This is a genomic window from Mycobacterium sp. 134 (genome assembly GCF_048282715.1).
Taxonomy (GTDB): Bacteria; Actinomycetota; Actinomycetes; order Mycobacteriales; family Mycobacteriaceae; genus Mycobacterium; species Mycobacterium septicum.
Genome location: NZ_JBLVUN010000008.1, coordinates 1,455,460 through 1,473,880, shown reverse-complemented (window position 1 = coordinate 1,473,880; position 18,421 = coordinate 1,455,460). Strand labels below are relative to the sequence as shown.

The window sequence follows — 18,421 nt, the reverse complement described above, 5'->3', positions numbered from 1 at the left end:
TCAACGCGAAGGCCCGGGCGGTAACCGGCCGGGCCTGTGGCTAGCTGTCAGGCGCGCACAGGTTCGGGAGTGCGGTCGGCATGGTCGTCGACCATGGTGAGTTCGTCGAACGGATCGTCGCCGCGCAGCACCGCATCGACCTTGGCCTTGTCCACGGTGTGCGTCCACGAGCCGACCAGCAGGGTGGCCACCGCGTTGCCCGAGAAGTTGGTCACCGCGCGGGCTTCGGACATGAACCGGTCGATCCCGACGATCAGTCCGACCCCGTCGAGCAGGTCGGGGCGATGGGCCTGCAGGCCACCGGCCAGGGTGGCCAATCCGGCGCCGGTGACGCCGGCCGCTCCCTTCGACGCGACGATCATGAACACCAGCAGGCCGATCTGCTGCCCGACCGACATCGGGGCGCTCAGCGCGTCGGCGATGAACAGCGCCGCCATGGTCAGGTAGATCGCGGTGCCGTCGAGGTTGAACGAATACCCGGTCGGCACAACGACACCGACGGTGCTTCGGTCGACGCCCAGGTGCTCCATCTTGGCGATCAGCCGTGGCAGGGCCGACTCCGACGAAGAGGTCGAGAAGATCAGCAGGTACTCGCGGGCCAGATACCGCACCAGCTTGAAGATGGACACTCCCGACACCGCGCGCAGCAATACGCCGAGCACGCCGAACACGAACACCACGCAGGTCACGTAGAAGCCCAGCATCAGGGTCAGCAGTTGGGTGACGGCGGTCCAGCCGGTCTGGCCGACGACGTTGGCGATCGCGCCGAAGGCACCGATCGGCGCCAGCCACAGGATCATGATCAACACCTTGAACACGAGCTTCTGCAGGTGTTCGATACCGCGCAGGATCGGTTCACCCGCGCTGCCCATGCCCTGCAGCGCAAACCCGACCAACAGCGCCACGAACAAGGCCTGGAGCACACTGCCGGCGGTCAGCGACGAGAACAGCGTCTCCGGGATGATGCCCTGGACGAAGTCCATGAGACCGCCGGACTCGTGTGCCTTCTCCGCGAGTTCGGCGCCCTTGCCCGCCGAACTCTCCGTCAGGTGCATGCCGCTGCCCGGGTGGATCAGGTTGCCGACCACCAGACCGATGGTCAGCGCGATCGTCGACATCGCCAGGAAGTAGCCGAAGGCCAGGCCGCCGACCTTGCCGACGGTGGCGGCCTTGCGCACCGAGCCGATCCCCAACACGATCGTGCAGAAGATGATGGGGCCGATCATCATCTTGATCAGGTTGACGAACATGGTGCCGAGCACGCCGACGCTCTTGCCCACCTCGGGTGCCACGAGCCCGACCACCACACCGACGACGACGGCTGCGATGACCGCGATGTAGAGCCAGTGCGTGCGGTCGCGACGCTGCGGGGGCGCCGGCTCTGATTGCGGGTCCATGGACACGGTCATCGGTCCACCTCCAGTTCGGTCGGGTTCGGCGTGAATGCGTGTACCAGTACCTTCGACCATAGGGTGAGCCAGGTCACGTTTTAGTTCATTACGTTCACGCGGCGATCCGGCCCCGAGGCGAGCGACTTCGGGACCGGACCAGCGATCGATTGCTCAGATACCCGCGCAGAGCGAGACGAACGGAATGGGCGCGCAGATGCCGACCGAGAAGTAGGGCGTGATGTCACCGTTCCACGCCGGCGGTGGGGGTGGCGGGGGCGGCGGCACCTGGGCTGCCACGCACGTGTTCGAAGGTGGATCGAAAACGGTGCCCACACCGCACTCGGTGGCGTTACCGACCGCCGGGGAAATCGCCGTCACTACCGCAAGTGACGCAACCGCGGCCATGATGATGGTCGTCAAGCGATGAATCATGCAGCTCATCGCAGGTCTCCCTTGGATCTACCCTCGACCCTGCTTACTGTCAGATTCTACGACTCAGCGCTCACGAACAGCAGCCCTGAATTGACGGGCGCGAAGGTCGCAGGATCACCGGCGCGAACCCGCTACCAGCGGATATTCGGGCCACTATTTTGGGAGATCATTGCCTTCACAATCGGAGGTGTTGTGACGCACTGGCGGCAGCTGTCGACCCGGGCCTGGCCGCGCTCCCTGGCCGGACAGGCCATCGCACTGCAGGTCCTGGTGGTCGCGGTGGTGGTAATGGCCGGCACCGCACTGGCCCTTCTCGATGCCCGCCGCGACGGCGAGGATGCGGCCCGCGAGCAGGTGATCGGCATCGCCACCGCGCTGGCCGATTCCCCCTCGACGGCGGCAGCCATCGAATCCGCTACCGCGACAAAGGTTTTACAGCCGGTAACCGAAGCGGTGCGGACCAGCACCGACATCGCGTTCATCACAATCATGGCGCCGGACGGAGTCCGGTTCACCCACACCGATCCCACCCAGATCGGTGGGCATTACCTGGGCACCGTCGAACCCGCGTTGCGCGGCGAGACGTTCAGCGAGGTCTACACCGGGACGCTGGGTCCGTCGGTGCGGGCGATCGCACCGGTGCGTAGCGCCGACGGGCGCATCGTGGGCCTGGTGTCGGCGGGGATCACCCAGCAGACGCTGGCCCAGCGCTGGCGCGCGCAGATTCCGGTGATCGCCGCGGTAACCGCTGCCGCACTGGCGGTTTCACTGATCGGGGTGTGGGCGATCCGGCGCAGGCTGTTGCGTCAGACACGGGGCCTGCGGCCCGACGAACTGCGGGTCATGTACGACCACCACGACGCGATCCTGCATTCGGTGTCCGAGGGACTCATCGTGCTCGATCGCGATGGCGTGGCCCTGGCCAATGACGAAGCACGCCGGCTGCTGGGGCTGGCGTCAGGGCCGGTGCGCACGGAGGACCTGCCGCAGTTTCTGCGTACCGCCGATCCCGGAGTGCGCGACGAGCTGCACGTCACCGCCGACCGCGTGCTGGTGGTCAACCGGGCCCGGGTCGCCGACACCGGGTCCGGCGGGCGCGAGCGAAGCGACCGGGGGGTCAGTTCGGAGGTCGTCACGATCCGTGATCGCACCGAACTGCAGGGCGCCCTTGGCGAGCTCAGCTCGCTGCAGGTTCTGGCCGACTCGTTGCGGGCGCAGGCGCACGAGTCGGCCAACAAGCTGCACACGGTGGTCACCATGGTGGAGATGGGCCGGCCCGAGGATGCGGTCCGGTTCGCCACCAGTGAATTGGAGTTGTCCCAGCGCCTGGTGGACCGGTTGTCGCTGGCCGTGGGTGAACCCGCCCTGGTGGCCCTGCTGCTCGGCAAGACGGCTCAGGCCGACGAGCGCGGGATCGCGCTGACCGTTACCGAGGACACCCAGTTGTCCACCGACGCCGTGCTCTCCGGGCAGGAGATGGTGACGGTGCTGGGTAATCTGATCGACAATGCGATGGATGCCTGTGACCGTGACGACCCGTGGATCGAGGTCACGGTGACCCAGGACGATCACGAGTTGTTGATCCGGGTGGCCGACAGCGGCCCCGGCATGGACGCGGATACCTTCGAAAAGGCCATGCGGCGTGGCTATTCCACGAAATCCACCGACCCGGCCGGGCATGGGCTGGGACTGGCCCTGGTCGGCCAGGTGATCCGCAAGCACGGCGGGACGCTGCGCGCCGACGTTACTTACGGTTCCGTGGTGACCGCGACGGTGCCGAACCGATGAGCGCTTGCGCCACGATCAGCGTCCTCATCGTCGAGGACGATCCGTTGATCGCCGAGGCCCATCAGGCCTATCTCGGCCGCCTGGAAGGCTTTTCGGTGGCAGCGGTGGCGCACACCGCACGCGACGCGATGCGGGCGGCGGCAGCTGCAGCCGCGTCCGAGCATCCGGTAGACCTCGTGCTGCTGGACATCGGATTGCCCGATGCCAGTGGAATCTCTTTGGCGTCCGGCCTTTCCGGGCTGAGTCCTGCTCCTGACATCATCGCCATCACCTCCGAGCGGGACCTGGAGATGGTGCGCGCGGCGGTGGCCCATGGCGCCCTGGCCTATCTGCTCAAGCCGTTCGCGTTCGCGGCTTTCCGCGACCGGCTGGAACGCTACCGCCGCTACCGTCTGGCGCTGCCGTCGGGAACCGACGCCGCCAGCCAGGCCGAGGTCGACCGGGCATTGGCCGAATTACGCATCGCCACAGACAAATCCACCGCACCCAAAGGTGCGGCACCACAGACCACAGAGGGGATCGCCGCCGCGGTGCGCGACGAGCCGGACGGGCTGACCGCCGATGAGGCGGCCAAACGGGTCGGCGTGTCACGGGTGACGGCGTGGCGCTATCTCGAGCGTCTGGCCGATGAAGGCACCGTCACCCGCCACACGGAATACGGCAAGGCCGGTCGGCCGCGTACCCGCTATCGCTGGCGCTGAATCAGGCGCCGGCCACCTGCAGGGCAGGCAGCTCGTGCATCTCGACCGCGTCCGCCGAGACCAGCTGCGAGTACAGCGACTCGGCGACGTCGAAGACGTTGATGTGGCCTGCGTAGTCGGCCACGTACAGCCGGGTTCCGTTGTCGCGCACGGCAACTGCGGCGGGCTGTGCGTGCACGTCCATACTGCCCTGAATCTCGCTGGTCAGCGTGCACCACACGGTGACGCGGTCGAAATCGACCAGGTAGGCGCGGGTGGCATCGGGGCTCAGCACCAGCTGGGTCGGCGCTCCACCGACCTCGACGGCGTCGACCACGGCGCCGGCCGACAGGTCGACGGTGTGGACCACACCGCGATGCTCAAGGTCGGAGGTCAGCACGTAGGCCACGCCATCGCCGATCGCGATGTCGCGGATCGGGGCACCGACCCACACGGTGGCCTGGGCCTGGGCGGTTTCGGTGTTGACGATGACCAAGCGGCTGCCACGGGAATCGGAGGTGGCGACATACAGGCGCTTGCCGGTCGAGTCGATCTGCAGGGCATCGAGGTTGATGCCGGGGCCGGTGGCGATGTCGATGGTGCCCACCCGCTCGGCGGTGGTGTCGATGACGGCGATGTCGATGCGCTCGTGGCCGCTGCGACCGGCGAAGACGCGCTTGCCGTCCGGGCTGATGGCCAACGCGGTGACGCTGAAGGCCAGCGGGTACTCGGCGAGCACCGCGCCGGTGATGGTGTCGACCGTCACGATCGAGTCATGGCCGGCGGTGGCGACGCTGACGTAGGCGCGGTCGTCGGCGACAACGACGGCGAACGGGTCTCCGGCGAGGCGGACCGAACCCACCACACCCATGGTGTGGGGGTTGATCACGGTCAGGCTCTGCGCTGCGGTGTTGGTCACCACGACGGTCTCGCGATCGGGATCGATGGCGATGTCGCCGATCGGCCCGCGTCCGACCTCGGCCAGACCAGCCACGTCGATGTCATCCAGGGCACCGTCGAAGGCGACGCCGCGGGCAGACGTATCGTCGATGGCGCGGTCATCGCGGCCAATGCGCAGCGCCTCGACCAGCGCACGCAGGAAGTTGTTTGCCATCGTTATCGGCACCTCCGCCGGCAAGGCTGTAACCGGCTCTAGATTCCAGGTCTATCTGCGCCGGGAGTGGCGCGGTTGCATTGAGTCTAGCGACGAAACCGACAGGTCCAGAACGAGTTCACAGCGAATACGTGGCACTCGACAACACACTCTCAGAATGCGCTTAGGAATTTCTTCGTTATCGACTCGTTACCTTTTGGTCGCATTTGATTAAATGCTTGTTACCAGGGACTTCCCAGCGCCCGCCGGACGCGGGGCATTTCACGAGCAGCGGGGCCGTCAATGGCAATTCTTACCTTCTCCGGCAAAAGTGAGCGGTAGATCACACCGCGACACGCCAGCAAACTTTCTCCGGCGTCAAAGCGCGCTGACTGGCGGAGACGGCCGATTCGTGTTACCGCTGTGAAAATTGAGCCATGCCAAATCCGTAGTTCGCTGCGCCCAGCAACTAGTCGGCCACCGGCTGCAGCACCAGGCTCACCTCGCACGAACCGTTGCGGGCATCAGGCCGGACCGAAACCGCGTAGCGACCCCCGATGACCTCGGCGTTCAGGTCGACCACTTCCTGCATCATGCCCTGCTGGATGCCTCGCACGACCTCGGGAGAACCGACCGCGACCTCGGCCAATGGACACGTGCAGATCTCGACGGATATCTCCCCGAACGAGTTGAAGACGGAACGGATCTGGAATCCCAGTTCACCGAGGGTGGCCACCACCAGATCGGCGATCGTCGTCTCACCGCGCCGACGGGCCACCCGCACCCGGTGCGCCAGGTCGGCACCGATCCGCAGCGCGCGAGCTTCCCGCTCCTCGGGAGTACCACCCAGATGAGCGGCGAACAGCGCGACGATGTCGGCGTAATCGAGCCGCGGGGCGATCTCGTAGGTGAGCCTCGGCCGCCCGACGCGACCGGCTCCGGCCGCCGCGCCGCCACGGCGGACGACTCCCTGTTCTTCCAGCGTGCTCAGGTGAAACCGCGCGGTGGTGACGTGGATCTGCAGCGTCTCGGCGATCTGCCGGGCGTCGACCGGATTGTCCGCGGCGCGCAGCAGGTCGACGACCCGCTGCCGCTGCTGGCCGGCCGCCCGGTCTGATTCGACGCGATCACCATGCCGGGGCATGCACACATCATGCACGTCGGCGGGCCGCCCATCAGATACGGGCGGCGGCGTCATTTCGATTCTGCGGCAGGCACCACGGCGACGATCGCCACCGCGGTCAGGTGCTCGCGGTAGCGGTTGAATGTCTTGCGCATGTGCAGTACTCGCTTGCGGGCAGCGGGATGCGTCAGCACGTTGCCGACGATCCGCAGCGCGCCGAGCACACCCTCGTCGGCGATCACCCGGCGTGGCTGCAACAGCGCCATCGGGGCACGGTCGACGCTGGAGATTTCGAAGCCCGCGCTGGTCAGCAGTCCGCTCCACTCGGCCACCGTCAGTGGCCGGGCGTTGACCTTGATGGCGCGGGCCATCTCGCGGCGGATGTCGTCCTTGATCTCGTCGGCCAGATCGTCGGGCACCAGCCCCAGTTCGTGGATGGCGTAGCGCCCACCTGGGCGCAGGACCCGGAAGGCCTCGTCGACGATGGCCTTCTTGGCCTTCTCCCCCTGCATGGTCAGCATCGCCTCGCCGATCACGACGTCCGCCGATCCCGCGTCCAGGCCAGTGGCCGAGGCGTCGGCATCGACCAACCGGCCGCCGCTCGTGGCCATCACCTTCCGCAGTGGGACCGAGGTCGTCGAACTGTCGTCGACACCGACGTATGAGCGCGGTCGCTGCGCTGCGATGTCGGCAGCGGTCCGGCCCAACCCTGGCCCGAGTTCGACGACGTCGGCGTCGTCGATCCGGGCCGCACTCAGTAGCCTGGTGGTCAGTTCAAGGCCGCCCGGTCGCAGCACCCGCTTGCCCAACCGAGCCAGTAGCCAGTGCCCGGGCAGGTCTGCATCGGACCGCTGTGCCAGCGGCAGGTCGTTCTTGCCAGTCATTTCGCGATTCCTCCTCGGCGGGCTATGCACCACGTACTGCACAGCGGGACAACGGAAAACACGGCGCACGTGTACGCCAGGGCGAGATCTGGGCCCCAGGGCGGGTTCAAGACGATGTCTTGCCCGGTGGCATAGATCCCGTTGAGAAACGGCATGAACCGTTGCAGCGAATAGCCGCCGGGCAGATATCCGACGGCGGTCTCGACCACGTACACCCACAGCAGGATCGCGCCGACGGCCGCGGCGGGGGTACGGATCACCGCACCCACACCGAGTCCGAGACCGGCCGCGAAGAACGCGTACACCGGCACGGCCCACATCAGGCGCAGGCCATGTGGATCGGTCAATGACACCTGCCCGTAGACCAACTCGGATACCTGCGGCAGTACGACGAGCACCAGCATCACCATGGCCGCCGACACCACGGCGCCGATGGCACCGTAGAAGAGCCACTTGCCCGCCAGGTCCGCCGACGCGCGCGGAACCGCAAATCGCCCGTATTGATATGCGCCGGACCTGAATTCGTGTGCTCGACCATATGCCGCTGCCAGTGCGGTCACCACCACCGTCACGGTGATCACCCAGTACGCCGCATTCGTCGTCGACACCTGCTGTACGTAACTCTGACCCGGAATCCTGGCGAATCGTTCGGCCACATAGGCGATCAAGAACGTGATGGCGGCGGGCAGGATCACCGCGAGCGGCACCAGAACGCTCCACAACGGACCACGCCCACCGGTGCGGACCGCCTCGGCGCGCATGCTGCGCAGCACCGGCCCGCTCACGCGTCGGCCATCCCGAGCAGCAGGGTCTCCAGATGCTCGCGCGGATCGGCGCCGGCCGGGACGATGTCGTCGAGGCTGCCGGCTGCGGCAACCCGGCCCTGTTCCATCACCAACAGCCGGTCGGCGGTCAACGCCACCTCCCCGAGAAGATGGCTGGCCACCACGATCGCGCACCCGTCGGAAGCCAACTGGCGCAACAATTCCCGCAGCCAGGCGATGCCCGGCACGTCCAGGCCGTTGACCGGTTCGTCGAAGAGCAGAACCGGAGGCTCGGCCAACAGGGCGCTGGCGATGGCCAGTCGCTGCCGCGCCCCCATCGACAGTTGGGCGATGCGCCGGTGCCGGAGTCCGGCCAGGCCCACCTGGACCAGCACCTCGTCGATGCGCCCGCGGGCGATGTCCCCCAGCGCCGCCAGCCAGGACAGGTGGCGCTGGGCCGTATGTCGCGGGTCCATGGCCGTCTGGTCGAAATGCACTCCGAGCATCCGCGTGGGTTCAGCGCGACCATCAATACGCTTACCGCACAACGTAACCGTGCCGCTGTCAGGCCGCTCCAGGCCCGCGATCGCACGAAGCAGAGTGGTCTTGCCCGCACCGTTGAGACCGAGCAGTCCGGTGACCGTCGCGGGCGGAAACGACGCGGTCACACCGGCCAGCGCCGGAATGCCCGCGAAGGACTTGGTCAGTCCACAGACCTCGATCATCGCCGGGTCACTGGAAGTTGCACGGGATGGGCAGGCCCAGTGTGGAGATGCCGTTGCACATCGACTTGCTCGCCAGTTTCCACTGCCCGTCGATGTATCGCCATTCCGCGGGGATCTGCAGCGTCGGCTGCCCCTGACGGCTGCCGTTGATCACGGCGGTGTGGCTGGTGCCGTCGTGGGTTTCCGGTCCCGTCACGACGGCCGACCCCTTCGGGGCGCGGAAGATCCCCAGCCGGTAGACCATCTTCGGCACGATCACCGCACGCGGTCCGCCCTCCAGTTGTGCGGCCTTGACGTAGTCCGGCGCCTGGCTGGCCACGAGTAGCTGGATCTGGGCATTGAGCTCCTCCAGCGTGGGCACGGGCGCCGTGATGGCGAAGTCCTCGGCAGCTGCCGGAGGTGCTGACGAGAGTGAAAGGGGCACGAGAACAGCGCCGGCAACCAAGCAAATCAAGCGCCTCATCAGCGGTTCCTTAATTTGAAGGAGAAGTATTCGGTTAACCATAGAAGTTTGGTTAGCCTAAGACAACACCTTCGTCAGGACGCCGGTCGTGCGAGTTAGCCCGGAAACGCGTCAGAGCCGCAGGGCGGCGGCGGTGGCGGGGCCGACGATGCCGTCGACCTTGAGCCCGCGGGTTCGACGTTGGAATTCCTTCACGGCGGCTTCGGTCTGCGGCCCGAAGACGCCGTCCACCTCGAGATCCCCCGCGTAGCCCGCGTAGACCGTCTTGAGCCGGCGCTGCAACTGGGCCACCTGCGGGCCCTCCATGGGCCGGAACAGCAGGGTGTCGGTGTACTGACCCTCGGGTACCGGCGGACGAGGCGTGGGCGCCGGATTCGCGATATTGCCGATCCGCGCCTGGATGTCGGCGCGCAGGATGTCCATGTCGATCGCCCCGGGGTCCCACTTACCTTGCGCGCGGCCCGCATACTCCTTGTGCCCGATCGTGCGTTCGGAGGTTTGCGCCAGCCGGCGATTGATCGCGGCGCAGCACCGCACCAGCGCGAAATACTGTGCGTCAGGCCAGTTCTTGCGATGCGGCGCGGTGGGGCTGGTCCCGCTGTTGGCGCATTCGATCCCGATCATGTGCCAATTGCCCATGTTGGTCGGCAACCACGGATACATGCCGATGCCGGCGTGCCAGGCCACCCCGAGGGCCACCACCGTCACCGTGCCGTCGCGCGCGATGTGCAGCTGCGACAACGGGCCGGGAAGGTCCGGGCGGCCGTTGGCGATCGACGCGGCCGTCGCCGTGTCCGACCCGGTGTGATGCGCCATCACCCCGCGGATGTCCTTGAAATCTCCGTGCCCCCGCGTCCGCCACCCGGGATACTCGACGAGGTCGATACCTTCGGCCCGAAGTACATCGGCCAGCCAGACCGGGTCGCCGGTCCATCGCCCTGTCTGAGGCACTGGGATTCCTTTTCGTTGCGCAGCAAACCTTCTGTGGAATCAAGCCTACGCGGGACCGCCGACATCGCCCCCTACCCAACCGAACGGTCAGACAGGTTATCCGTCAACTACTTTGCTCGTTGTCACCTCACCTGGACCCCGATGCCGCACACCGTTCGCGAGCGCCTCGATCAGCAAATAGCCACCCAGGGCGGCGACAGCCCTTTCCGTACGCATTCCCGGCCGAATGTGCGAGCATCTGCGCATGGACCCGAAGGACGATCCCGAGGCCCGCATCCGGGAACTCGAGCGCCCACTGGCTGACGCCGCTCGCACCTCGGAACTCGGGACCGGCGGGCCCGCCGCTCCGCCCCCGACCCAGCCCTGGACATATGGGAACAACTTCCCGCCACCGCCCCCGGGACCGCCCGCGCCGTGGCCGGGCGATGAGCCGTATCCGGCTCCGCCGCAACCGCAGCGCAGCACCGGCAGCGCGCATTTGTTCCTGGTGTTCGGCGGATTCGCGCTGGCCCTGCTGGTCGGCGGCCTAGTGACGGCGTACCTGACGTTCGGCAAGCCCGAGGCAGCAGACACCGATGCCGATACCGACACGGTGACCGACAGCCAGTCGACGACCATCCGGCAGACCACGATCAACGGCGTGCCTCTGCCCGGATCCGTTGCACCGACCGAGGTTCCGGCAGGAGAGACGGTGATCGTCTCGGGGATCAACGAGCACAGGACCGTCGACTGCCGGGACAACACCGTGATCGTCAGCGGAATCCAGAACGAGCTGGAGATCACCGGCCACTGCATCGCGGTGACCGTGTCCGGCGTCGAGAACGTCATCACCGTCGAATCCGTCGAGACCATCGGGGTATCCGGATTCGACAACCGGGTCACCTACCGCACAGGGGAACCCGACGTGAGCAAATCGGGTCAGTCCAACGTGGTCGAGCAGGGCTGACCGGATTCGGCCACGGACTCCGGGCACCCGAGGAACTCGGACAACAGCGCGACCAGCGGTGCCGGATTGTCCTCGGGCACCCAGGCATAGGAGTCGTCGACGTATTCCAGCGTGGCCCGGGGTAGCGTCCGGGCCAGCCGCGCCGCCCCCTCGGCGGGGAAGTAGCGCTCCTCCCGCGGCCAGACCACCAGGGCGGGCCGGTCGTAGTCGACCAACCGGGGTGAGTACTCCGCCAGGTACGCCGGTGACAACCCGCCCAGGAAGCGCCGGAAATCTTTACGCACCAACTGATCACTGCGTAGCGGGCGGAGAAACTCCGCCATGATGTGGGCCGGGATGGGACGTTTGGTCGCGCCGCCATAGGTGATCCGGAGCCGTTGCAGGGGCTTCAGCCCGATGGCCTTCGACTGCAACCACCCGGCGCCGGGTAGCGATGCGAGCCGGGACAGCACCTTGACCGGCCACGGATCGGAGTCGAACGCGTTGGTCGCGACGAGCACCAGCGCCTCGACCCGCCGCGGGTAGCACGCGGCGACCACCTGCGCGATGTCGCCGCCGTAGCCGTTGCCGACCAGGACCGCCTCCTCGATGCCGAGCGCGTCGAGCAGATCGATGACGGTCCTGGCCAGACCGGGCAGGGTGAGATCGGCGCCGGGGACCGCCGGGGTGTGTGACCCAAGGGCCAGATCTGGTGCGATACAACGGATCTGGTCACCGAACCGGGCGTTGAGGCCGTCGACGACATGGCGCCAGACCAGCCCGTTGGCCACCAGGCCGTGCAGGAGCACGACGGGCCGGCCGTTGCCGTGTTCACGCACCCCGACCTGGCCGCAGGGCAGCTGGACCATCCGTCGGGAGTTGAGCATGTCCATGTTCACTACCTGTCCTCTCGCCGTGAGCTTCGGGACATAAATTAATACAGACTGTATGCAAACACATGAACGGCCGTACCGCAATACATACAGCTTGTTAAAATTTCCCGATGAGCGATGACCCCCGCGACGGCCGCGAACAGCGCAGTGAGGCGACCCGGTCCGCGCTGGTCGCCGCGGCCCGCGCACTGTTCGTCGAACGCGGCTACGCGGCCGTGTCCACGGGCGACATCGCGCGCGTCGCCGCAGTCACCCGCAACGCGCTCTACTACCACTTCCCCACCAAGGAGGCGGTGTTCCGGGCGGTCTACGAGAACGTGGAAGGCGAACTGGCCGCGCGGGTTCTGCCGGCAGCCCTGGCCCACGACACCAGCCGAGCGCAGCTCGAGGCGGGGATCGAGGAGTTCCTGGACGGCTGCCTCGACCCCACCGTCGCCCGCATCAGCGTGCTGCAGGCGCCGGCGGCACTGGGATTCGCGCAGATGCGCGAGATCGACAATCGCAACTACCTCGGCGCACTGCGCGACGGCATCCGCAGCGCCATCGATGCCGGGGAACTCCCAGACCTTCCCGCGGACACCCTCGCGTCGATGATCATCGGGGCGCTGGACGAGGCGGCCCTGCTGATCGCGACCGCCGACGACCCGGCCGCGGCCCGCCACGACGCGGGCCTGGTGGCACAAGCCCTGGTCGACGGCCTCTTTGTGGGCTGAGCTACAGCACCTTCGACAGAAACTCTTGCAGCCGAGGGTGTTTGGGGCTGTCGAACACCTCGGACGGGGTGTCGTCCTCGACGATGTTGCCGTCGGCCATGAAGATCACCCGGGAGGCGACCTCGCGGGCGAAACCCATCTCGTGGGTGACCACCACCATCGTCATGCCACCCTCGGCCAGGTCGCGCAGCACCTGCAGCACGTCACCGACCATCTCCGGGTCCAGCGCGCTGGTGGCCTCGTCGAACAACATGATCGACGGGTTCATCGCCAGCGCCCGCGCGATCGCGACGCGCTGCTTCTGACCGCCGGACAGCGTCGCCGGTTTGACATTGGCCTTCTCCGCCAGACCCACCTGGGTCAGCAGCTCCATCGCCCGCTTCTCGGCGGCGGCCTTGTCCATCTTCTTGGTCAGCAGCGGCGCCAGCGTCACGTTGTCGATCACCGTCATGTGCGGGAACAGGTTGAAGTGCTGGAACACCATGCCGATGTGCTGACGAACCTTGTCCAGGTTCACTTTTCGGTCGGTGAGGTCGAACTCGTCGACGGTGACCTTGCCCGCGGTGATGTCCTCGAGCTTGTTGAGGCACCGCAGGAACGTGGATTTGCCGGACCCCGACGGTCCGATGACGCAGACCACCTCGCCCTTGCTGATGGTGGTGTCGATGCCGTCGAGCACCACCAGATCGCCGAATGACTTCTTGAGGCCCTCGATGCGGATCTTGACGGTGCCCTCGGGCTCGGCGGCCGCGGCTTCCGGTACCAGCTGGGTCATTTCACCATCCTTTTCTCGAGCCGGTCGGAGAGTTTCGTCAGCGCCATGATGACGATGAAGTAGATGATGCCGATGATCAGCCACATGGTGAACGACTGGTAGTTGCGGGCGATGATCAGGCGTCCGGTCTGGGTCAGCTCGGCGATGCCGATCACCGACAGGATCGACGTGTCCTTGAGGGTGATCACGAACTGGTTGACGTAGGACGGGATCATGGTGCGGACCGCCTGCGGCAGAATGACTTTGCGCATGGTCGGCAGATACCCGATACCGAGGCTGCGGGCCGCCTCCATCTGCCCCTTGTCCACAGCCTGGATTCCGCCGCGCACGATCTCGGTCATGTAAGCACCGGCGTTGAGCGAGAGCGTGATGATGCCCGCGGTCAGCGCCGTCATCTGGAATCCCAGTGCGGTCGGTATGCCGAAGTAGATGAAGAAGGCCTGCACCAGAAGTGGTGTGCCGCGGAAGATGTCGACGTAGGTGGTGCCGATGGCCCGCAGAACTATCGATCGTGACACCCGGAAGAGACCGAAGATGATGCCGAGCACCAGCGCGATGGCGATGGACACCACCGTCAGGATGAGCGTCATCTTCAGGCCGGCCATCAGGAACGGGAACGTGCTCTTGATCAATCCGAAGAACGAGTTGTCGGCCTCCGAGGCGCCCTCGCCGAGGTACTTCTCGACGATCTCGTCGTAACGGCCGGAATCCTTGAGTTCCTTGAGACCCGCGTTGAACTTGCCCAACAGTTCGGCGTTGCGGCCCTTGTTGACGGCGAAGCCGTAGCTGGAGCCCTTCTCCTTCGGCGTCACGGTCTTGAACCCGTTGCCCTGCTGGATGCCGTAGGCGAGCACCGGGTAGTCCTCGAAGACGGCCACGGAATTGCCCGTCTTCACTTCCTCGAACATCGAGGCGGAATCGGCGAACGAGACGATCTGGAAGCCGTACTTGTCCTTGATCGACTCGGCGAACTCGGCACCCTGGGTGCCGTTCTTGACCGCGACCCGCTTGCCCTTGAGGTCGGCGTATGACTTGATGTCGTCGTTGCCGGCCAGCACGGCCATCTGCACGCCGGATTCGAAATACGGGTCGGAGAAGTCGAACACCTTCTTGCGTTCGTCGGTGATCGACATCCCGGCGATCACCCCGTCGGCCTGATTGGCCTGGACGGCCTGCAGGGCGGCGTCGAAGCCCAGCGGTTTGATCGTGATGTTGAACTTCTGGTTCGCCGCGATCTCGTTGATGAGATCGATGTCGATGCCGACGAATTTCCCGTCCACGTCCTGGAATTCGAACGGCGCGAACGTGATGTCGGTGGCGACGATATAGGTCTCGCCTTCGGCGGCGGCACGGGCCGGGGCCAGCATCGCGGCCCCGCACAGCCCGACCAGCAACGCCACGACGGCGGCCATCAGCCGTTGCGGGGACCGGAATACTCCGGCGATGCCCGCGCCCGACGCGGATTCGGCTCTCATCGTCCAGTCTCCTATCCAGGTGTGAAACGACGAGTCCTCACGCTATCGTCGCGACCGCGATTAGGGCGGGATTTCCGGGGGTACGGCGGAGGCCACCGGCCTAGCATCGCTGTATGGCCGAGCCCCTGAAGACGCCGCGGGAGCTGTTCGGGGACAAGTCACGGATCAAGTCACGGCCGTTCGGTAAGCGCAACGACGGCGTAGTGTTCAATGCATCCGGCGTTGTTCAGGTCGCGCCGGAACGGTTCCTCTTCATCGACAATCACGACCCCACAGCGGTTTTCGAACTCACCCTGGATCCGGACAACGACGAGCTGAAACAGATCCGGCGGCGCGGCCTGGTGGGCGTGACGGAGCAGCAACTCGGCGATCCCGAGGGCTTGACCCGCGTCGACACCGACGGCCGGACCTACCTCGTCGCGACATCCTCGTTGTCCGTGTCTGGTTCGCGGGTCAACGACGGCCTGGTCCGCATCAGCTACGCCGCCTCCGGTGACCTGCGGGCCGAACCGATGGCGGGGTTCCGGTCCTGGCTGCTGGCGCACCAGCCCACCCTGGCCGCGGCTGCGACATCCGAACCCGATGACGGCGGAGTCAATATCGAAGGGCTGGCGTGGGATCCGTTAGCCCGGGCGCTGCTGTTCGGGGTGCGCGGGCCGGCCGAGCCCGGCCAGGTGACGATCGTCGAGGTCCCGGCGCACGCCGGCGCTGCCGCGTGGACCACAGCGGCCCTCGGCGCTCCGGTCACCCGGACCCTGCGGGTGGCCCACTCGGCAGCGCTGCAGGGAATCCGCGACATCTCTTACGACGAGCGTTCCGGCCAGTTCCTGATCCTGCTCGGCAAGTCGTTGAGCAGGAAAGCCGAGCCGTTCGCGCTGTGCACCTGGACGCGCGGCGCCGAGGCACTGCGGGTCACCGGGGCACGCTTCGGCGAGTCGATGAAGCCGGAGGGCTGCACCGCCTTCTACCGGGACGGCAAGCGTCGGATCCTCATCGTCGACGACCGCGGCGGCTACGCGGTGACCGGGGGTTGAACCCTCAGTAGAAGCAGATCCGCGAGCCGAGCGGCTCCTGGTGGACCCGGGCCCGACCACCCGGGGTGAGGTCCATGCCGTAGGTGGCGTGCAGGTTCGTCCGCGCGCTCACCAGCCGCAGGTAGCCGCTGTAGGCGAAGTCGGCCGGTGCCGACGCCGACGGGACGACCGCGAACTCCTCGGCATGGTCGCCGTTGGCCGGCGCGCAGGTGTAGAGGTACTTGTGTCCTTGGTCCGTGGTCATGCTGTCACTGGCGTGCAACACGCGGCCGGAGGCTTGGCTGGTCAGCGTTTTGCGTCCGCCGCCGGCATCGGTGATCCGCCAGAGGTCGGCCGGATCGTTGTCGTCCTTCAAGGGCCAGTGATAGACCTCGAAGTTCTCCCGCACGGCCGCCCCCGGAGGGATGGTCTCGCTGTTGCTGGCGTGCAGCGCGGCACCGGCCTCCTCGTTCAGCAGGTAGACGGTGGTGTTGTCGGGGATCCCGGTCAACACGTAGGCGGCTGATTCGGCCAGCCGCAGCTGCTGACGCACGGTGGCGACCTGAGCGGCGGCACCGGGTACACCGAGATCGGCCACGACGTTCTCAAGCTGGTCCAAGAGTGGTTTGAGCACCGTCTGCTGGGACTGCCGGCTGAAGATCGTGTCGCGGTAGGTGCGGATCTGATCGAAGAGCTGCTCACGCCGGGCCGCGTCGTCCCGCACCAGCTGCGCGAGTACCGCGGCGCCGCCCAGCTTGAACCGGTGGTCGGTGCGCAACGTCTGGTCGATGCCCCACGGGATCAGCTTGAACTTGATGTTGCCGAGCCCGGGTGCCTCGACTGCCGTGACGTCGTTGTAGACGTAGGTGTTGTTGGTGTTGTTCGAGTAGCCGTCCCAGTGTTTGAGAAAGAACTCCATCGCATACAGCCGGATGAACTGGTCGATATCGAACACCTCTGCGGCCCCGGCGATCCCGTGGTCGGCGATGTGGCCGATGGCGAACTTCAGGTCCGCCTTGTTGTCGAACGCCGACAGGTCCTCGGTTGCGATGAGTCGCAGGCGGTCTGCAACGAAATCATCCCTGTGTTCGATTTCGTACAGATTTCCTTTCATGTTGCCGAAGTTACGTTCGATGTACCGCTTCATGATCGGTTCGGCATTGACGTAGACGCCCGGCGCGTTGACCCCGGGAAAGCCCTGTCCGATCGGCGTGCCGTTGACGAAGACGCGGACCAGGTTGCAGCGCGAATGCGGCAGCCCCGCCATCCCGAGCAGGTGGTATCCGAGCGGTTGGCGCACGTAGGACAGGTCCTGGATCGAGTTGTTCAGGGTCAGGTAACGCGATCCGAGCAGATCCTCGGCACGCTCCTCACTGGTGTCGCTGAACTTGCCGAAATCCAGGTGAATGCACGGCTTTTCACTGTTGATCGAGCCGCAGAAGGATTTCTTCTTGACTCCGACATCGCTGAATTCGGCCCGCGCGGGGAACGCGGTCCCGGAGATCTCGACCGAGGCTGCCTTGCGCCAGGTGTAGCGCGAACCGCCGTCCCAGTCGAAGTTGCATATTCCGCCGTCGGGCTGCTCGGTGCGCACCGCATCCCAGTCCGCTTGCGCCATAGCGATTCTGACGGTGAGCACATTGTCTGTTGCATAGAGCGCATCGAGCTTCTTCTGCTGTTGCGCACTCATCGGATCTCCCCCACGTCAGCACCTCTCGCCGCATCCCTGACGATCAGTGTGCGCGACACCAACACGAGTGGCCATCCAATTGCACTGCGCGGGAACAAGATAGTTGCACAGGAAAGGTCCCGTTCCCCACGCCATCGGCCAGTGGCAAACTGCGTGTTGAGCTTTACAAATCGCTCATCCTGTCCACTTCACAGTCTCGGGAAGCCCGGCTGTAAAAGAACGTTCGGTCCGAAACGTCGCATATAGAGGTAGTGCACTACGCGTGAGGATGAGCCGCCTGCGGCCGTACGTTTTCTTCATGAAAGCGCTGGAAAATACGGCGCTTGGTTCAGAGGAAGTTCGAAATGAGCATTTTCCATCCGGTTTCCGTCGACAAGCGCGAAGCCTCACAACAGACCGCACCGGATCGACATTCACACGAACCGGTGCTCATCACCGAACAGCAGGTGCTGTTCAGTACCGCGGCGGCAGCGGGTTCCCGAGGGGACCACAACGTCATCGCGATGGTGTCGCATGCGATGTCATCGGTGGCAGCGCGCTGGCACGCGAGTACTGAGCGGCGGCATGCCCGCTACTACCCGTCGCGGTGCAGCTACCTGGAGAACAGCCTGATGGCTCGGGAGATGGACCGGCTCTGATCACC

Annotated in this window: 19 protein-coding genes; 6 read left to right on the top strand and 13 right to left on the bottom strand. The window is 66.0% G+C overall.

Annotated features, from left to right (window positions below; translation table 11 throughout):
• Window positions 1-47: 47 nt before the first annotated feature.
• Together ACNQVK_RS11850 and ACNQVK_RS11845 are read right to left on the bottom strand one after the other, a co-directional pair.
• The gene (locus ACNQVK_RS11850) at window positions 48-1,409 is read right to left on the bottom strand and encodes a cation:dicarboxylate symporter family transporter (RefSeq protein WP_418029669.1); all 1,362 of its coding nucleotides are present in this window, start codon (window positions 1,407-1,409) and stop codon (window positions 48-50) included.
• Window positions 1,410-1,562: 153 nt separating this feature from the next.
• Window positions 1,563-1,811, bottom strand: coding sequence for a hypothetical protein (locus ACNQVK_RS11845; protein WP_418029668.1), 249 nt, complete (start codon window positions 1,809-1,811; stop codon window positions 1,563-1,565).
• 204 nt (window positions 1,812-2,015) lie between these two features.
• Between ACNQVK_RS11845 and ACNQVK_RS11840 the strand changes: the two genes are divergently transcribed.
• Both ACNQVK_RS11840 and ACNQVK_RS11835 read left to right on the top strand, forming a co-directional pair.
• The gene (locus ACNQVK_RS11840) at window positions 2,016-3,611 is read left to right on the top strand and encodes an ATP-binding protein (RefSeq protein WP_418029667.1); all 1,596 of its coding nucleotides are present in this window, start codon (window positions 2,016-2,018) and stop codon (window positions 3,609-3,611) included.
• On the top strand, window positions 3,608-4,312 hold the full coding sequence (locus tag ACNQVK_RS11835) for a response regulator (RefSeq protein WP_418029666.1): 705 nt from the start codon (window positions 3,608-3,610) through the stop codon (window positions 4,310-4,312). Before ACNQVK_RS11840 ends, ACNQVK_RS11835 begins: the two co-directional genes overlap by 4 nt.
• Before the next feature lies 1 nt (window position 4,313).
• Here ACNQVK_RS11835 and ACNQVK_RS11830 read toward each other — a convergent pair whose 3' ends face one another.
• The 7 genes from ACNQVK_RS11830 to ACNQVK_RS11800 all read right to left on the bottom strand — a co-directional run bounded on the left by ACNQVK_RS11830 (window position 4,314) and on the right by ACNQVK_RS11800 (window position 10,294).
• Window positions 4,314-5,405 (bottom strand): MmpL3/TtfA transport complex stabilizer, encoded by a 1,092-nt coding sequence (locus ACNQVK_RS11830; protein ID WP_418029665.1) that lies wholly within the window; start codon window positions 5,403-5,405, stop codon window positions 4,314-4,316.
• A 448-nt stretch (window positions 5,406-5,853) separates the two neighbouring features.
• The gene (locus tag ACNQVK_RS11825) at window positions 5,854-6,528 is read right to left on the bottom strand and encodes a helix-turn-helix domain-containing protein (RefSeq protein WP_418029664.1); all 675 of its coding nucleotides are present in this window, start codon (window positions 6,526-6,528) and stop codon (window positions 5,854-5,856) included.
• Window positions 6,529-6,578: 50 nt separating this feature from the next.
• Complete coding sequence (locus ACNQVK_RS11820) at window positions 6,579-7,391, bottom strand: methyltransferase domain-containing protein (protein WP_418029663.1); 813 nt, start codon at window positions 7,389-7,391, stop codon at window positions 6,579-6,581.
• Complete coding sequence (locus ACNQVK_RS11815; RefSeq protein WP_418034132.1) at window positions 7,388-8,152, bottom strand: ABC transporter permease; 765 nt, start codon at window positions 8,150-8,152, stop codon at window positions 7,388-7,390. Before ACNQVK_RS11815 ends, ACNQVK_RS11820 begins: the two co-directional genes overlap by 4 nt.
• Before the next feature lie 20 nt (window positions 8,153-8,172).
• A complete protein-coding gene (locus tag ACNQVK_RS11810; RefSeq protein ID WP_418029662.1) occupies window positions 8,173-8,880 on the bottom strand; it encodes an ABC transporter ATP-binding protein in 708 nt (235 codons plus the stop codon).
• Between the two features lie 7 nt (window positions 8,881-8,887).
• Window positions 8,888-9,343 carry a hypothetical protein gene (locus ACNQVK_RS11805; RefSeq protein WP_418029661.1) on the bottom strand — a complete coding sequence of 152 codons (456 nt, stop codon included), beginning with the start codon at window positions 9,341-9,343 and terminating at the stop codon, window positions 8,888-8,890.
• A 111-nt stretch (window positions 9,344-9,454) separates the two neighbouring features.
• On the bottom strand, window positions 9,455-10,294 hold the full coding sequence (locus tag ACNQVK_RS11800; RefSeq protein ID WP_418029660.1) for an N-acetylmuramoyl-L-alanine amidase: 840 nt from the start codon (window positions 10,292-10,294) through the stop codon (window positions 9,455-9,457).
• 244 nt (window positions 10,295-10,538) lie between these two features.
• Between ACNQVK_RS11800 and ACNQVK_RS11795 the strand changes: the two genes are divergently transcribed.
• Window positions 10,539-11,240: a DUF3060 domain-containing protein gene (locus tag ACNQVK_RS11795; protein WP_418029659.1), complete on the top strand. Its 702-nt coding sequence runs from the start codon at window positions 10,539-10,541 to the stop codon at window positions 11,238-11,240.
• On the opposite strand, the gene ACNQVK_RS11790 is transcribed toward ACNQVK_RS11795, so the two are convergent.
• Entirely contained in the window at window positions 11,213-12,112 is a 900-nt protein-coding gene (locus tag ACNQVK_RS11790) for an alpha/beta fold hydrolase (RefSeq protein ID WP_418034130.1), read from the bottom strand. The genes ACNQVK_RS11795 and ACNQVK_RS11790 overlap by 28 nt on opposite strands.
• 110 nt (window positions 12,113-12,222) lie before the next feature.
• On the opposite strand from ACNQVK_RS11790, the gene ACNQVK_RS11785 reads away from it, so the two are divergent.
• Complete coding sequence (locus ACNQVK_RS11785) at window positions 12,223-12,825, top strand: TetR/AcrR family transcriptional regulator (RefSeq protein WP_418029658.1); 603 nt, start codon at window positions 12,223-12,225, stop codon at window positions 12,823-12,825.
• A 1-nt stretch (window position 12,826) separates the two neighbouring features.
• Here ACNQVK_RS11785 and ACNQVK_RS11780 read toward each other — a convergent pair whose 3' ends face one another.
• Both ACNQVK_RS11780 and ACNQVK_RS11775 read right to left on the bottom strand, forming a co-directional pair.
• Window positions 12,827-13,600, bottom strand: coding sequence for an amino acid ABC transporter ATP-binding protein (locus tag ACNQVK_RS11780; RefSeq protein WP_211155600.1), 774 nt, complete (start codon window positions 13,598-13,600; stop codon window positions 12,827-12,829).
• Entirely contained in the window at window positions 13,597-15,012 is a 1,416-nt protein-coding gene (locus tag ACNQVK_RS11775; RefSeq protein ID WP_418034128.1) for an amino acid ABC transporter substrate-binding protein/permease, read from the bottom strand. The genes ACNQVK_RS11780 and ACNQVK_RS11775 overlap by 4 nt, the downstream gene beginning before the upstream one ends.
• Window positions 15,013-15,188: 176 nt before the next feature.
• Between ACNQVK_RS11775 and ACNQVK_RS11770 the strand changes: the two genes are divergently transcribed.
• A complete protein-coding gene (locus ACNQVK_RS11770) occupies window positions 15,189-16,109 on the top strand; it encodes a hypothetical protein (protein WP_418029657.1) in 921 nt (306 codons plus the stop codon).
• 4 nt (window positions 16,110-16,113) lie between these two features.
• Here the strand turns inward: ACNQVK_RS11770 and ACNQVK_RS11765 are convergent, their stop codons facing one another.
• Window positions 16,114-17,778 carry a CotH kinase family protein gene (locus ACNQVK_RS11765; protein ID WP_418029656.1) on the bottom strand — a complete coding sequence of 555 codons (1,665 nt, stop codon included), beginning with the start codon at window positions 17,776-17,778 and terminating at the stop codon, window positions 16,114-16,116.
• Window positions 17,779-18,122: 344 nt separating this feature from the next.
• Here ACNQVK_RS11765 and ACNQVK_RS11760 point away from each other — a divergent pair, with 344 nt between their 5' ends.
• Window positions 18,123-18,416: a hypothetical protein gene (locus ACNQVK_RS11760; RefSeq protein ID WP_418029655.1), complete on the top strand. Its 294-nt coding sequence runs from the start codon at window positions 18,123-18,125 to the stop codon at window positions 18,414-18,416.
• The last annotated feature ends 5 nt before the right edge of the window (window positions 18,417-18,421 follow it).

Coding starts and splice junctions, on each gene's coding strand:
- ACNQVK_RS11810 (WP_418029662.1), bottom strand. CDS start 8,880: ATGATCGAGGTCTGTGGACTGACCAAGTCCTTCGCGGGCATTCCGGCG.
- ACNQVK_RS11790 (WP_418034130.1), bottom strand. CDS start 12,112: ATGGACATGCTCAACTCCCGACGGATGGTCCAGCTGCCCTGCGGCCAG.
- ACNQVK_RS11805 (WP_418029661.1), bottom strand. CDS start 9,343: ATGAGGCGCTTGATTTGCTTGGTTGCCGGCGCTGTTCTCGTGCCCCTT.
- ACNQVK_RS11825 (WP_418029664.1), bottom strand. CDS start 6,528: ATGCCCCGGCATGGTGATCGCGTCGAATCAGACCGGGCGGCCGGCCAG.
- ACNQVK_RS11830 (WP_418029665.1), bottom strand. CDS start 5,405: ATGGCAAACAACTTCCTGCGTGCGCTGGTCGAGGCGCTGCGCATTGGC.
- ACNQVK_RS11775 (WP_418034128.1), bottom strand. CDS start 15,012: ATGGCCGCCGTCGTGGCGTTGCTGGTCGGGCTGTGCGGGGCCGCGATG.
- ACNQVK_RS11760 (WP_418029655.1), top strand. CDS start 18,123: ATGAGCATTTTCCATCCGGTTTCCGTCGACAAGCGCGAAGCCTCACAA.
- ACNQVK_RS11850 (WP_418029669.1), bottom strand. CDS start 1,409: ATGACCGTGTCCATGGACCCGCAATCAGAGCCGGCGCCCCCGCAGCGT.
- ACNQVK_RS11795 (WP_418029659.1), top strand. CDS start 10,539: ATGGACCCGAAGGACGATCCCGAGGCCCGCATCCGGGAACTCGAGCGC.
- ACNQVK_RS11815 (WP_418034132.1), bottom strand. CDS start 8,152: ATGCGCGCCGAGGCGGTCCGCACCGGTGGGCGTGGTCCGTTGTGGAGC.
- ACNQVK_RS11785 (WP_418029658.1), top strand. CDS start 12,223: ATGAGCGATGACCCCCGCGACGGCCGCGAACAGCGCAGTGAGGCGACC.
- ACNQVK_RS11820 (WP_418029663.1), bottom strand. CDS start 7,391: ATGACTGGCAAGAACGACCTGCCGCTGGCACAGCGGTCCGATGCAGAC.
- ACNQVK_RS11765 (WP_418029656.1), bottom strand. CDS start 17,778: ATGAGTGCGCAACAGCAGAAGAAGCTCGATGCGCTCTATGCAACAGAC.
- ACNQVK_RS11780 (WP_211155600.1), bottom strand. CDS start 13,600: ATGACCCAGCTGGTACCGGAAGCCGCGGCCGCCGAGCCCGAGGGCACC.
- ACNQVK_RS11835 (WP_418029666.1), top strand. CDS start 3,608: ATGAGCGCTTGCGCCACGATCAGCGTCCTCATCGTCGAGGACGATCCG.
- ACNQVK_RS11770 (WP_418029657.1), top strand. CDS start 15,189: ATGGCCGAGCCCCTGAAGACGCCGCGGGAGCTGTTCGGGGACAAGTCA.